13 protein-coding genes, 2 tRNA genes and 1 rRNA gene are annotated in these 14084 nt (G+C 60.8%); 13 read left to right on the top strand and 3 right to left on the bottom strand.

The features are described from left to right. From rrf to ACK3CV_RS24190, 3 genes are all read left to right on the top strand, one after another. Window positions 1-101: ribosomal RNA gene (rrf, locus tag ACK3CV_RS24200) — 5S ribosomal RNA — on the top strand; the annotation flags it as partial. A 94-nt stretch (window positions 102-195) separates the two neighbouring features. After that, a tRNA-Asp gene (locus tag ACK3CV_RS24195) sits at window positions 196-272 on the top strand. 51 nt (window positions 273-323) lie between these two features. Next, a tRNA-Trp gene (locus ACK3CV_RS24190) sits at window positions 324-399 on the top strand. A gap of 261 nt (window positions 400-660) precedes the next feature. Here the strand turns inward: ACK3CV_RS24190 and hdfR are convergent. Next, entirely contained in the window at window positions 661-1488 is an 828-nt protein-coding gene (gene hdfR, locus ACK3CV_RS24185; RefSeq protein WP_033636417.1) for an HTH-type transcriptional regulator HdfR, read from the bottom strand. A gap of 119 nt (window positions 1489-1607) precedes the next feature. On the opposite strand from hdfR, the gene ACK3CV_RS24180 reads away from it, so the two are divergent. Further along, entirely contained in the window at window positions 1608-1946 is a 339-nt protein-coding gene (locus ACK3CV_RS24180) for a MaoP family protein (protein ID WP_004929946.1), read from the top strand. 27 nt (window positions 1947-1973) lie between these two features. Here the strand turns inward: ACK3CV_RS24180 and ACK3CV_RS24175 are convergent, their stop codons facing one another. Continuing rightward, the gene (locus ACK3CV_RS24175; RefSeq protein ID WP_164040497.1) at window positions 1974-3497 is read right to left on the bottom strand and encodes a YifB family Mg chelatase-like AAA ATPase; all 1524 of its coding nucleotides are present in this window, start codon (window positions 3495-3497) and stop codon (window positions 1974-1976) included. 341 nt (window positions 3498-3838) lie between these two features. Between ACK3CV_RS24175 and ACK3CV_RS24170 the strand changes: the two genes are divergently transcribed. From ACK3CV_RS24170 to ACK3CV_RS24130, 9 genes are all read left to right on the top strand, one after another. Further along, window positions 3839-5071, top strand: coding sequence for an MFS transporter (locus tag ACK3CV_RS24170; protein ID WP_033636415.1), 1233 nt, complete (start codon window positions 3839-3841; stop codon window positions 5069-5071). A gap of 133 nt (window positions 5072-5204) precedes the next feature. After that, on the top strand, window positions 5205-5303 hold the full coding sequence (gene ilvL / locus ACK3CV_RS24165; protein WP_013814970.1) for an ilv operon leader peptide: 99 nt from the start codon (window positions 5205-5207) through the stop codon (window positions 5301-5303). A gap of 142 nt (window positions 5304-5445) precedes the next feature. Further along, window positions 5446-7092: an acetolactate synthase 2 catalytic subunit gene (gene ilvG / locus ACK3CV_RS24160; RefSeq protein ID WP_033636414.1), complete on the top strand. Its 1647-nt coding sequence runs from the start codon at window positions 5446-5448 to the stop codon at window positions 7090-7092. Then, entirely contained in the window at window positions 7089-7346 is a 258-nt protein-coding gene (ilvM, locus tag ACK3CV_RS24155; RefSeq protein ID WP_004929955.1) for an acetolactate synthase 2 small subunit, read from the top strand. Before ilvG ends, ilvM begins: the two co-directional genes overlap by 4 nt. A 23-nt stretch (window positions 7347-7369) precedes the next feature. Continuing rightward, a complete protein-coding gene (locus ACK3CV_RS24150) occupies window positions 7370-8296 on the top strand; it encodes a branched-chain amino acid transaminase (RefSeq protein ID WP_033636413.1) in 927 nt (308 codons plus the stop codon). 76 nt (window positions 8297-8372) lie between these two features. Next, on the top strand, window positions 8373-10223 hold the full coding sequence (ilvD, locus tag ACK3CV_RS24145) for a dihydroxy-acid dehydratase (RefSeq protein WP_047729631.1): 1851 nt from the start codon (window positions 8373-8375) through the stop codon (window positions 10221-10223). A gap of 5 nt (window positions 10224-10228) precedes the next feature. Further along, on the top strand, window positions 10229-11773 hold the full coding sequence (ilvA, locus tag ACK3CV_RS24140; protein ID WP_015379394.1) for a threonine ammonia-lyase, biosynthetic: 1545 nt from the start codon (window positions 10229-10231) through the stop codon (window positions 11771-11773). 23 nt (window positions 11774-11796) lie between these two features. Next, a complete protein-coding gene (ssi4, locus tag ACK3CV_RS24135; protein ID WP_033638622.1) occupies window positions 11797-12360 on the top strand; it encodes an immunity protein Sip4 in 564 nt (187 codons plus the stop codon). A gap of 21 nt (window positions 12361-12381) precedes the next feature. Continuing rightward, on the top strand, window positions 12382-13083 hold the full coding sequence (locus tag ACK3CV_RS24130; protein ID WP_033636410.1) for a DUF2461 domain-containing protein: 702 nt from the start codon (window positions 12382-12384) through the stop codon (window positions 13081-13083). 8 nt (window positions 13084-13091) lie between these two features. On the opposite strand, the gene ilvY is transcribed toward ACK3CV_RS24130, so the two are convergent. Further along, the gene (gene ilvY, locus ACK3CV_RS24125) at window positions 13092-13982 is read right to left on the bottom strand and encodes an HTH-type transcriptional activator IlvY (RefSeq protein WP_033636409.1); all 891 of its coding nucleotides are present in this window, start codon (window positions 13980-13982) and stop codon (window positions 13092-13094) included. Between the last annotated feature and the right edge of the window lie 102 nt (window positions 13983-14084).

Below are 14084 nucleotides of genomic sequence, written 5' to 3'. Positions count from 1 at the left end.
GCGGTGGTCCCACCTGACCCCATGCCGAACTCAGAAGTGAAACGCCGTAGCGCCGATGGTAGTGTGGGGTCTCCCCATGCGAGAGTAGGACACTGCCAGGCATCAAATAAACGTTATCAGCGTGACGACTGGTAATGCGCAAATCGCAGAGCGCGATATTGCCGGCATCGAAAGATGCAACGTAAAAGAATCGGTGGAGCGGTAGTTCAGTTGGTTAGAATACCTGCCTGTCACGCAGGGGGTCGCGGGTTCGAGCCCCGTCCGTTCCGCCACTTATTTAATTATGCCTGCTTTATTAGCAGGCATAATGTTAAGCGAGATTTAGGGGCGTAGCTCAGTTGGTAGAGCACCGGTCTCCAAAACCGGGTGTCGCGAGTTCGAGTCTCTCCGCCCCTGCCATATTAAGAACCCTTTGCGAAAGCAAAGGGTTTTTTTTTGCCTATCATTGTTCTTCCTTACCGCTTTGGAATAGAGCGCTTTTGACGCTATATGCCGATGTTTGCCCGATCCTGGTTGCTTCATGTTCCTCCGAACTCTATCCTACCGGCTTCCTGATTCTTATCTCGTTTTGCATTATCTTCTCTCAGAAGGCGATGGGCGCGTTTTGGCGTGATAGACAGGCATGACCACGATGACGGCGTTTAAGGCCGCCATAACGCTTTAGGCTGCGGTATTTAAAGGTATTTTAAGTAATTGCCGAATCAAAGGCTGTTGATCGCTGTTTTGCAACCAGACGGCATACAGTGGGCGGATAATCGGCGGGATCTCGGTGGCGGCCACCAACTGTGGATACTCTTTTTCCCACTGGCTGGGCAGGAAAGCACATCCACCCGTGGTTTCCAACAGCTGACGCGTCAGGTGAGCGGAGGTGGTAGTAAGCACCGGCACGTTATCACCTTCCAGCATGCGGCTTTCCTGTTGGTGGAAGTCGGCTCCCCATTCCAGCTTGATGTAGGGCATGGGGGCCTGTTTGTCACGATGCGCGGATGAGAACAGGCGTAATGAGAAATTGCTCAGCTGCTGGCTGGCCAATTCATCCATCTTAGGCGGTTCAGTGGTGATCAGTAAATCGAGCTGCCTTTCATGCAGTTGTTTTACCAAAGAGTGCCTTAATGCCACCCTGGCTTCTAGCTGCAGCGCTTCGCGTTGTTGATAGAGCGCCTGTAGCCAAGGGGTCAGATAGGCTTCCCACAGCGAAGCGGTAGCGCCGATCGACAATTCGGTGTGTTGCAGCGAACGCACGACCTCCTTTTTCGCCAGCTGCCAGGTGTTCATCAGGCTCTCGGCATAGGGCAGAAGCCGCTCGCCGGCAGGCGTCAGGCGGATATTATTGCGATGACGGGTAAATAAATTGGCGCCCAGCTGGTTTTCTAACTGACGGATGCGGAAACTGACCGCGGACTGCGTTAAGTACAAAGATTCTGCGGCTCTGCCAAAGTGACGCGTTCTACTGACCTCCAAAAAGGTTTTCAGTAATTCGGTATCCACACCTATCTCCAAAAAAATTTGTCGTTAAGATTTAAATGTTTTGTTTTACACGCTGTCAAGCCTATCTAATACTCCGCGCCATAAACAGCACGGCCATAAGAGAATTAGGAGCGTGTCAGATGGCGGATAGCTTCACCACGACCAATCGTTTTTTTGATAATAAACATTACCCTCGCGGGTTCTCCCGTCACGGCGATTTCACCATTAAAGAGGCGCAATTGCTAGAGCGCTTCGGCTACGCGTTTAACGAGCTGGACTCGGGCAAACGCCAGCCGGCCACTGAAGAAGAACAACTGTTCGTCGCAGTGTGCCGCGGTGAGCGCGAAGCGGCTACCGAGCAGGAAAAAGTATGGGCTAAATATCTGGCGCGCACACGTCGCCCGAAGAAATTCCATACTCTGTCCGGCGGTAAACCGCAGGCTGACGCAGTAGAAGATTACAGCGACAGCGAAGACTAAAGACGATGGGGCCTGCGGGCCCCATTTTCATTCCAGACTACGATGCAGTTGTAACAGCAGGCGGTCCATGCTGCGATAGCCAAGCGCTTCGCTGAGGTGGCGCCTGTCGAGCTCAGCATCTCCCGCCAAATCCGCCAGCGTGCGCGCCACTTTCAAGATGCGCTGCCAGGCGCGAACCGATAACCCCAGCGAGTTTAACGTCGCTTCCAAAAACTCGGCGTCTGGCGCCTGCAGAACGCAATCCCGTTCCACTTCGCGGTTGCTCAGCAGCGCGTTGACTTTACCGGCGCGTTCAAGTTGCCGGGCGCGTGCCAGCAGCACTCTTTTCCGCACTTGTTCGCTGCTTTCTCCGTGTGTTTTCCGATGACTGAGTGTTCCCGGCGGCAACAGCGGCACTTCGATAGACAGATCGAAACGGTCGAGAAAAGGCCCTGACAGCCGGGCCAGATAGCGCAACACCTGCTGCGGTGAGGCGCGATTGTGCAGCCCCTGATAGTGCCCCGTCGGGCTGGGGTTCATTGCCGCGATCAGCTGCACTCTGGCGGGGAAACAGACCTTGGCGTTGGCGCGTGAAATCACGATCTCGCCGGATTCCAACGGCTCACGCAGCGCATCCAGTACCTTACGCTCGAATTCCGGCAGTTCATCCAGAAACAGCACGCCGTTATGCGCCATCGAGATCTCGCCCGGTCGCGGCAGTGAGCCGCCGCCGACCAATGCCGCCATCGAGGCGCTGTGGTGCGGTGCGCGAAACGGCCTCTGGCGCCATGGTAGGGCAGCGGGAATGTGATGCTGCAAGCTGGCGACCGCCAGACTTTCCAGCGCCTCAGGCTCCGTGAGCGGTGGCAGTAGGCCCGTGAGGCGGCTGGCCAGCATGGTTTTACCGGTGCCCGGCGGCCCAATCAGCAATAGGTTATGCCCGCCGGCGGCGGCGATCTCCAGTGCCCGCTTGGCCTGCTCCTGGCCGATGATATCGCGCAGATCGGCGCTGTCGCAGGCGGTGTCCGCAGCGGGAGGCGTGGCCGCCACCGGCAGTTCGCCCTGGCCGAGCAGAAAGGCGCAGACTTCCAACAGGTGCCGGGCGGTATGGGAGTGCGACTGCGCGATCAGGCCGACTTCGGCGGCGTTGTCCGTTGAGAGAATCAGTTGCCGCCCGGCATCAGCCGCCGCCAGCGCCGCCGGGATCGCGCCCCTGACCGCGCGCAGTGAGCCGGACAGCGCGAGCTCGCCAAGAAACTCGTAGCGCGCCAACGGTGCGAGGGGCAATTGCTCGGAGGCGGCGAGGATCGCCAGCGCTATCGGCAGATCGTAACGCCCGCCTTCTTTCGGCAGATCGGCGGGCGCCAAATTGACGGTGATGCGCCGGGCGGGAAAGGTGAAACCGTTATTGATCAGGGCGCTGCGCACCCGATCGCGCGCCTCTTTTACCGTGGTTTCCGGCAGGCCGACCAGCGTCAGGCCGGGCAGGCCATTGCTGATATGCACCTCCACCGTCACGGAAGGGGCCTGAACGCCGATGATGGCGCGGCTATAGATTACCGCCAGTGACATATCGCTCTCCTTGCTGAGGGCGACATGATGCGTGATTCATCTGGGTATTGCGCGGCGTTATTGGTGGTTTTTCGATGCATTTAGCAGAGTAATCGCTGATTTTCATCGAAATAAATGAGGTTGTGCGAGCCGCCTCGCAACCTGCGGCAATACCCATTAACAATTCGCTGAAGGCTGCAACATATTAGCGGCCCATACGCATTGCAACCATAGGGTTAACGGGTGTATTTAACAATTGATTAAAAGAAAAATCACTTATTTAACAAACCCCGACCGCCGCCGCATTCTGCCCGGCAGCCGCTAAACCTCCTGACTTCGTACTCTACGGTAGGGATAACATTATGTTTGGTTGGACCCCGCTGCAACGCAACGCGGCAATCGCCAGCTTTTCAAGCTGGACGCTCGACGCTTTCGATTTTTTCGTGCTGGTATTCTTACTCAGTGACATCGCGCAATCCTTTCACGTCGGTCTGGAACAGGTGACGTTGGCGATTTTGCTCACGCTGGCGGTGCGCCCGATTGGCGCGCTGATCTTCGGGCGTGCGGCGGAAAAATATGGCCGCAAGCCGATCCTGATGCTGAATATCGTCTTCTTCTCGGTGTTTGAGCTGCTCTCCGCCGCCGCGCCCTCGCTGACGGTCTTCTTGCTGTTGCGGGTGTTGTACGGCGTTGCGATGGGCGGCATCTGGGGCGTGGCGTCGTCGTTGGCGATGGAAACCATACCGGACCGCTCGCGCGGACTGATGTCGGGCATTTTCCAGGCCGGCTATCCGTTCGGTTATCTGCTGGCGGCGGTGGTGTACGGCCTGCTGTTCGAAACGGTCGGCTGGCGCGGCATGTTTGTCATCGGCGCGGCGCCGATCCTGCTGCTGCCGTTTATTTATTATTGCGTGCAGGAGTCGCCGGTGTGGCTGGCGGCGCGTGAACGCAAGGAAAGCTCTGCCTTGCTGCCGGTGTTGAAGAGCCACTGGAAGCTGTGCTGCTATCTGGTGCTGCTGATGGCGGCGTTCAATTTCTTCTCCCACGGCACGCAGGATCTGTATCCGGTGTTTCTGAAAGTTCAGCATGGTTTCGATCCAAAAACCGTCAGTATTATCGCCATTAGCTACAATATCGCGTCAATTATCGGCGGCGTTTTCTTCGGTTCGTTGTCGGAAAAGATCGGCCGCAAAAAAGCGATCATCATCGCCGCGTTGCTGGCGCTGCCGGTGATCCCGCTGTGGGCATTTTCCAGCGGTTCGCTGATGTTGGGGATCGGCGCTTTCCTGATGCAGTTCATGGTGCAGGGCGCCTGGGGCGTGGTGCCGACCTACCTGACTGAGCTGGTGCCGGCCAATACCCGCGCGGTGCTGCCGGGGTTCGTGTACCAGCTGGGTAACCTGATCGCTTCGGTCAACGCCACGCTGCAGGCGACCATCGCCGAACATCATGGGCATAATTACGGCCTGGCAATGGCGATCGTCGCCGGTACGGTGGCGCTGGCGATCGCCCTGTTGGTGTTCTTCGGCAAGGATACGCGCGGCAAGGCGATCACAGACGCGGTGAAAAATCCGGGCGTGCGCGCCAACGTGTGAAATCCGGGCGATTCGCGTGAGGTATGACCAGATTGCGCCGAATAATAACGCAAAAAAAGTGTTGTCATGCCGCGCGCGACTATGGTACCTCTGTAAACATTAGTTCTGAATGAGCACAGTGAACAAACCCATTATGAAAGCCTTTGCCCAAGTGATTAGCCTAGTCGTGATTAGCGTGGTGGTGATTATTATCCCACCGTGCGGGGCTGCACTTGGACGAAGAAAGGCTTAGCAAACAAGCCGGAATCGCAAGAGAACCCCCGCACCGTCAGGTCCGGGGGTTTTTTATTGGCAAGAGAAAAGTGGAGCAAGGGGCAGAGCATGAAAAACAGAACAAAATCCTGCGGTTGTCGAAGTAAGGCGGGGAAATAACTATGAATGGCGCTCAGTGGGTAGTTCAAGCGTTGCGTGCGCAGGGTGTGGATACCGTATTCGGCTATCCGGGCGGGGCAATCATGCCGGTGTACGATGCGCTGTACGACGGCGGCGTGGAACACCTGCTGTGCCGTCATGAACAGGGCGCCGCGATGGCCGCCATCGGCTACGCCCGCGCCACCGGCAAAGTCGGCGTTTGCATCGCCACTTCCGGCCCTGGCGCCACCAACCTGATCACCGGCCTGGCTGATGCGCTGCTCGATTCCGTTCCCGTTGTCGCCATCACCGGTCAGGTGGGTTCCGCGCTGATCGGCACCGATGCCTTTCAGGAGATCGATGTTCTCGGCCTGTCCTTGGCCTGCACCAAACACAGCTTCCTGGTGGAATCGCTGGACGCGCTGCCGGGCATTATGGCGGAAGCCTTCGCCATCGCCGCAGGCGGCCGCCCTGGCCCGGTGCTGATCGATATCCCGAAAGACATCCAGCTGGCGCAGGGCGATTTGCACCCGCATCTGATGCCGGTCGACGAAGCGCCGGCATTCCCGGCGGCGGCGTTGGCGGAGGCGGCCGAGCTGCTGGCGCAGGCGCACAAACCGATGCTGTACGTCGGTGGCGGCGTGGGCATGGCGCAGGCGGTGCCGGCGCTGCGCGAGTTCATCGCCGTGACCCGCATGCCGAACGTCGCCACCCTGAAGGGGCTGGGCGCGCCGGATGCGCAAGATCCGCTGTACCTCGGCATGCTGGGCATGCACGGCGCCAAGGCCGCCAACCTGGCGGTGCAGGAGTGCGATCTGCTGATTGCCGTCGGCGCGCGTTTCGATGACCGCGTGACCGGCAAACTGAACGCCTTCGCACCGCACGCCAAAGTGATCCACATGGATATCGACCCGGCGGAAATGAGCAAGCTGCGCCAGGCGCATGTGGCCCTGCAGGGCGATCTTAAAGCGTTGCTGCCGGCGTTGCAGCGCCCGCTGAACATCGCCCCCTGGCAGCAGCAGGTGACGGCGCTGAAAGCCGACCACGCCTGCCGCTACGATCACCCCGGCCAGCCGATCTACGCGCCGCTGTTCTTGCGCCAGCTGTCCGCCCGCAAGCCGGCCAACAGCGTGGTGACCACCGACGTGGGCCAGCACCAGATGTGGAGCGCGCAGCACATGACGTTCGAACGCCCGGAGAATTTCATCACCTCCAGCGGCCTCGGCACCATGGGGTTCGGCGTGCCGGCGGCAGTAGGCGCCCAGATCGCGCGCCCGCAAGATACGGTGATCTGCGTCTCGGGCGATGGCTCCTTCATGATGAACGTGCAGGAACTGGGCACCATCAAGCGCAAACAGCTGCCGCTGAAGATCGTGCTGCTGGACAACCAGCGCCTCGGAATGGTGCGTCAATGGCAGCAGTTGTTCTTCGACGGCCGCTACAGTGAAACCAACCTGTCCGATAACCCCGACTTCCTGATGTTGGCCGCCGCCTTCGGCATTCCCGGCCAGCGCATCAGCCGCAAGGATCAGGTGGAGGGCGCGCTCGAGGCGCTGTTCAACACCGAAGGCCCTTATCTGCTGCAGGTCTCTATCGACGAACTCGAAAACGTCTGGCCGCTGGTGCCGCCGGGCGCCGGCAACGAAACCATGTTGGAGGAAATATCATGATGCAGCATCAACTCTCGATCCAGGCGCGTTTTCGCCCCGAAATGTTAGAGCGCGTATTGCGGGTCGTGCGTCATCGCGGCTTTCAGGTTTGTGCTATGAATATGGTTTCCCCGGCCAACGCCGACAGCATCAATATCGAATTGACCGTTGCCAGCCCGCGCCCGGTTGCCCTGTTGTCATCTCAATTAAGCAAACTGATGGACGTCTCCTGCGTCGAGATCCAGCAGCCAACATCACAACAAATACGCGCCTGAGGCGTCGAGAAGGATAAATAACAATGACTAAGAAAGCCGATTACATTTGGTTCAATGGTGAGATGGTCCCTTGGGCCGAGGCCAAAGTGCACGTGATGTCGCACGCGCTGCATTACGGCACGTCGGTATTTGAGGGGGTGCGCTGCTACGACTCGCACTTGGGGCCGGTGGTGTTCCGTCATCGCGAGCATATGCAGCGCCTGCACGATTCGGCGAAAATCTACCGCATGCCGGTTTCGCAAAGCGTTGACGAACTGATGGAAGCCTGCCGCGCCACGCTGCGCAAGAACAACCTGGTCAGCGCGTACATCCGCCCGCTGGTGTTCGTCGGCGATGTCGGCATGGGCGTCAACCCGCCGGCCGGTTACAAAACGGACGTGATTATCGCGGCGTTTCCTTGGGGCGCTTATCTGGGTGAAGAGGCGCTGGATCAAGGCATCGATGCGATGGTTTCCTCCTGGCACCGCGTCGCACCAAACACCATCCCCACCGCGGCCAAGGCTGGCGGCAACTATCTTTCCTCTCTGCTGGTGGGCAGCGAAGCGCGTCGCCACGGCTATCAGGAAGGCATCGCGCTCGACGTGCACGGCTACATTTCCGAAGGGGCGGGCGAGAACCTGTTTGAAGTGAAAGACGGCGTGATTTACACCCCGCCGTTCACCTCTTCGGCGCTGCCGGGCATCACCCGCGACGCGATCATCAAGCTGGCGAAAGACATGGGCTTCGAAGTGCGCGAGCAGGTACTGTCGCGCGAATCGCTGTACCTGGCCGACGAAGTGTTCATGTCCGGCACCGCGGCGGAAATCACGCCGGTGCGCAGCGTGGACGGCATTCAGGTCGGCATCGGCAAATGCGGCCCGGTGACCAAACAGATCCAACAGGCGTTCTTCGGCCTGTTCAGCGGCAAGACAGAAGACAAATACGGCTGGCTGGATCCGGTCAATCCGTAACGACAAGACAGACAGATAAGAATATCCAGGCGGTTCGTTCGCCGCCTGTCATAAATACATTTGGAGTGAAAAGAGCATGCCTAAGTACCGTTCCGCCACCACCACCCACGGCCGCAACATGGCGGGTGCCCGCGCATTGTGGCGCGCGACCGGGATGACCGACGCCGATTTCGGCAAGCCGATCATCGCCGTGGTCAACTCCTTTACCCAGTTCGTGCCGGGCCACGTGCATCTGCGCGATCTGGGCAAACTGGTCGCTGAGCAGATCGAAGCCTCCGGCGGCGTGGCCAAAGAGTTCAACACCATCGCGGTGGATGACGGCATCGCCATGGGCCACGGCGGCATGCTCTATTCCCTGCCGTCGCGCGAACTGATCGCCGACTCGGTCGAATACATGGTGAACGCCCACTGCGCCGACGCGATGGTGTGCATCTCCAACTGCGACAAGATCACCCCGGGCATGCTGATGGCGGCGTTGCGCCTGAACATTCCGGTGATCTTCGTCTCCGGCGGCCCGATGGAAGCCGGCAAGACCAAACTCTCCAATCAGATCATCAAGCTGGATCTGGTGGACGCGATGATCCAGGGCGCGAACCCGAACGTCAGCGACGCCGACAGCGAGCAGATCGAGCGTTCCGCCTGCCCGACCTGCGGTTCCTGCTCCGGCATGTTCACCGCCAACTCGATGAACTGTCTGACTGAGGCGCTGGGCCTGTCGCAGCCGGGCAACGGCTCGCTGCTGGCCACTCACGCCGATCGCAAAGCGCTGTTCCTCAACGCCGGCAAGCGCATCGTCGAGCTGACCAAACGCTATTACGAGCAGGACGACGAGAGCGCGCTGCCGCGCAATATCGCCAACAAGGCGGCGTTTGAGAACGCCATGACGCTGGATATCGCCATGGGCGGCTCGACCAACACCGTGCTGCACCTGCTGGCTTCGGCGCAGGAAGGCGAGGTGGATTTCACCATGGAAGACATCGACCGCCTGTCGCGTAAAGTGCCGCACCTGTGCAAGGTGGCGCCGAGCACGCAGAAATACCATATGGAAGACGTGCACCGCGCCGGCGGCGTAATCGGCATCCTCGGCGAGCTGGATCGCGCCGGTTTGCTGAACCGCGAGGTGAACAACGTGCTGGGGCTGACCCTGCCGCAGACGCTGGAAGCCTACGACGTGATGCTGACCCACGACGAAAGCGTCAAGAAAATGTACTCCGCCGGGCCGGCCGGTATCCGCACCACGCAGGCATTCTCTCAGGACTGCCGCTGGGATTCGCTGGACACCGACCGCAAGGAAGGCTGCATCCGCACCCGTGAGCACGCCTACAGTCAGGACGGCGGGCTGGCGGTGCTGTACGGCAACCTGGCGGAAAACGGCTGCATCGTCAAAACCGCCGGCGTAGACAAGGAAATCCTCACCTTCCGCGGCCCGGCCAAAGTGTATGAAAGCCAGGATGATGCGGTAGAAGCTATCCTCGGCGGCAAAGTGGTGGCGGGCGACGTGGTCGTTATCCGCTACGAAGGGCCGAAAGGCGGGCCGGGCATGCAGGAAATGCTTTACCCAACCACCTACCTGAAATCGATGGGGCTGGGCAAGGCGTGCGCGCTGATTACCGATGGGCGTTTCTCCGGCGGCACCTCCGGGCTGTCCATCGGCCACGCCTCGCCGGAGGCGGCCAACGGCGGCCTGATCGCCCTGGTGCAGGACGGCGACATGATCGCGATCGATATTCCGCATCGCGGCATCCAACTGGACGTCAGCGAGCAGGAGCTGGCGGCGCGGCATGAAGCGGAACTGGCGCGCGGCGACGCGGCCTGGACGCCGAAAAACCGTGAACGTCAGGTCTCCTTCGCGCTGCGCGCCTACGCCTCGTTGGCCACCAGCGCCGACAAAGGCGCGGTGCGCGACAAGAGCAAACTGGGGGGATAAGCAGTATGGCGGTCTCTCAACCCCTACCCAGCGCCCCCTGCGGCGCGGAATATCTGCGAGCGGTACTGCGCTCGCCGGTCTACGAGGTGGCGCAGGTCACCCCGTTGCAGGCCATGAGCAAAATCTCTTCGCGCCTCGGCAACACCATTTTGGTGAAGCGCGAAGATCGCCAGCCGGTGCACAGCTTCAAGCTGCGCGGGGCCTATGCGATGATCGCCGGGCTGGACGAAGAGCAGAAGGCGCGCGGCGTCGTAACGGCTTCGGCCGGCAACCACGCGCAGGGCGTCGCCTTCTCCGGTAAACGGCTGGGGATCAAAACGCTGATCGTGATGCCGGTGTCCACCGCGGACATCAAGGTGGATGCGGTGCGCGGTTTCGGCGGCGAAGTGCTGCTGCACGGCGCCAATTTCGACGAGGCCAAGGCGAAGGCGATCGAGCTTTCCCAGCAGCAGGGCATGACCTTCGTGCCGCCGTTCGATCACCCGACGGTGATCGCCGGGCAGGGCACGCTGGCGATGGAGCTGCTGCAGCAAGACGCGCATCTGGATCGGGTCTTCGTGCCGGTCGGCGGCGGCGGCCTGGCCGCCGGGGTGGCGGTGCTGATCAAGCAGCTGATGCCGCAGATCAAAGTGATTGGCGTCGAAGCGGAAGACTCCGCCTGCCTGCGCGCGGCGCTGGATGCCGGCCATCCGGTGGATCTGGCGCGCGTCGGGCTGTTCGCCGAAGGCGTGGCGGTGAAGCGCATCGGCGACGAAACCTTCCGCCTGTGCCGTGAGTATCTGGACGACGTGATCACCGTGGACAGCGACGCCATCTGCGCGGCGGTCAAAGATCTGTTCGAGGACGTGCGTGCCATTGCCGAACCTTCCGGCGCGCTGGCGCTGGCGGGGCTGAAAAAGTACGTGCAGCAGCACAACATTCAGGGCGAGCGTCTGGCGCACGTGCTGTCCGGCGCCAACCTCAACTTCCACGGGCTGCGCTACGTTTCCGAACGTTGCGAACTGGGCGAACAGCGCGAAGCGCTGTTGGCGGTAACCATTCCGGAACAGCAGGGCAGCTTCCTCAAGTTTTGCCAATTGCTGGGCGGCCGCTCGGTGACCGAATTCAACTACCGCTACGCCGATGCCGACAACGCCTGCATTTTCGTCGGCGTGCGTCTGACGCGCGGCCACGCCGAACGGCGGGAGATCATCGACGAACTCAACGCCGACGGTTATCAGGTGGTGGATCTGTCGGACGACGAGATGGCCAAGCTGCACGTGCGCTACATGGTGGGCGGGCGTCCGTCGAAGCCGCTGCGCGAACGGCTGTACAGCTTTGAGTTTCCGGAGTCGCCGGGCGCGCTGCTGAAGTTCTTGCAGACGCTGGGCACGCACTGGAACATTTCGCTGTTCCACTATCGCAGCCACGGCACCGACTTCGGCCGGGTGCTGGCGGCCTTCGAGCTGGCGCAAAGCGAGCCGGAATTCGAGCGTCACCTGCAGGCGCTGGGCTACGATTGCCACGACGAAACCGACAACCCGGCGTTCCGCTTCTTTTTGCAGGGGTGAGCCCGGTGCGTTTACCCGGCCCGCTGTCCCGCTTAGCGGCACAAGGCCGCGTGATGGAACGCCAAATCGCGGCGCGCGATGGCGTGCTTTTCGCCGGTGTGGATGCGCAGCTCGAGCAGCATTTCCTGACGCCGGGCCAGCGGCTGTCGCCGCCGGGCGTCGGCAATGTCATGTTGCTGATGGTATGCCTGACGCTGGGGCTGGCGGGCGTGATGGGCCTGGCCACGGACGTGGCGGCCGCCTGGAGCGGCAAGACTTCCGCCGCCGTTCTCATGGGCAGCGGCGCGATCGTGGCGGTGTGGATGACGTTGATCCTGTTCCAACTGGTGCAGGGTAAAAACAGCGGGGTGGTATTGCTGCAATATTACCTTGGCATGCTCGGCCTGTTTTGCCTTGGCGCCGCGGCGGCGTGGGCGGCGGGGATGACCGGCATCGCCACTGTCGCCATGCTGCTGGGGGGCGTGGTTGGCGGTGCGCTATTCAGCAACCGGGCGGCGTTCTCTCTCTATGTCGCCTATTTTCGCACGCGTCGGCGCGTATTTATCAAACGCCGTTGGCAGAGGGAAGATCTGCGCAACACCCGATAAACCGTCAGAACGGAAAAACTTATGACGCAACCCTTCTCCGGCTTTAGCCAGCAGGGTCTGAATTTCCTGCAGCAGGTGCGGATCGAGAACGATAAGGCGTGGTTCGACGGCAACCGCGACATCTACGATCGCGAGCTGCTGGCGCCGTTTCGCGCGCTGGTCGAGCAGCTGGCTCCCGGCATGCTAGCGATCGATCCGCTGTTCGAGACTCGCCCGGCGATTGGCAAAACGCTGTCGCGCATTCATCGCGATACGCGCTTTTCACATGACAAATCGCGCTACCGCAGCCGCATGTGGCTGACGTTCAAGCGCCCGAGTAAAGACTGGAAAGACGCGCCGGTTTACTTTTTCGAACTGGGGCCGGACATGCTGCGCTATGGGCTCGGCTACTACAGCGCCAACAAGCCGACCATGGATCTGTTCCGCCATACGCTGAGGCAGCGGCCGCAGCCTTTCCTTGAGGTGGCCGCCTGCTGCCGGCCGCCGTTCGAGCTGGTGGGTGAGAGCTACAAGCGCCCGCTGGTGAAGGAACAGGCGGCGGAGATCGCCACCTGGTACAACCGCAAGTCGTTTGCGGTGATGGTGACCGACAGCGAAGTGGAAAAGCTGTTCAGCGCCGATCTGGCGCCGCTGCTGGCCGGGGCATTTTTGCAGCTTGAGCCGCTCTACCACTGGCTGATGCAGGTAGAGACGATGAAGCAGATCGACCCGGCGGATCTGTAAACCCCGCGTCAGCGGGGATGCAGCAAGCGCCAAAAGGCGTCGATCAGCGGATCGCTGAGGCGCTTTTTCTGGACGCAGACCCCCAGCTCGAACGGTTCGACCATCGAGATGTTATCCAGCTGCGAGATGCGGTTGCGTACCGGCTCCGGGCTGTTGTCCACCACTACGCTCGGGATCAGTGCGATGCCGCAGCCCAGAGCGACCATCGACACGATGGCTTCGTGGCCGCCGACGGTGGCGTAAATCAGCGGATTGCTGATGCGATGGCGGCGGAACCACAGCTCGATGCGTTTTCGCGAAGGGCCGTGCTCCGGCAGGATGAACGGGATCTCGGCCCAGTCGGGCCTGTCGGCGAACGCCTGGCTGCGCACCGCGCAGGGCAGCGCCGGCGCGATCAGCACCAGCGGGATTTCGCCGATTTTGGTGAACGCCACGCTGGCGGGCAGCGTTTCCGGCCGGCCGGCGATGCCGAGATCGGCCTCGTTGGATTGCACCTTGTCGACCGCATCGGCGGCGTCGCCGGTGGTCAGCTTAATCTCCACCAGCGGGTGCTGCGCGCGGAAGCGATCGAGGATCGGCGGCAGGTGGCTGTACGCCGCGGTCACCGAGCAGAACAGCCGCAGTTCGCCGCTGAGCGAAGGGCCGTGCTGGCCGAGTGAGTGCTTCAGCTGCTGATATTGCAGCAGCGTTTGCTGGGCGAATTCTTTCAGCTGTTCGCCGGCGTCGGTCAGCTGCACGGTGCGGTTATCGCGCAGGAACAGCGGCTGCCCGAGGATCTCTTCCAGCCGCTGGATCTGGCGGGAGAGCGTCGACGGGCTGACGTGCATCGCCTTGGCGGTGCGCCCGAAGTGATGGCTTTCGGCCAGATGCAGGAACAGCTTTAAATCACGTAAATCCATATCGATACGCTCGCAGTGAGTGTGTTGCATAAATTGCAATATCACGTTCTTAATATATCAATTTAAGCAACGCATTTCCTGTTATACATTGAGTTTAACGAA

The organism is Serratia sp. TSO36, from assembly GCF_057808395.1.
Note: the sequence above shows the minus strand (reverse complement) of the source record. Positions and strands in the feature narration are given on the sequence as shown.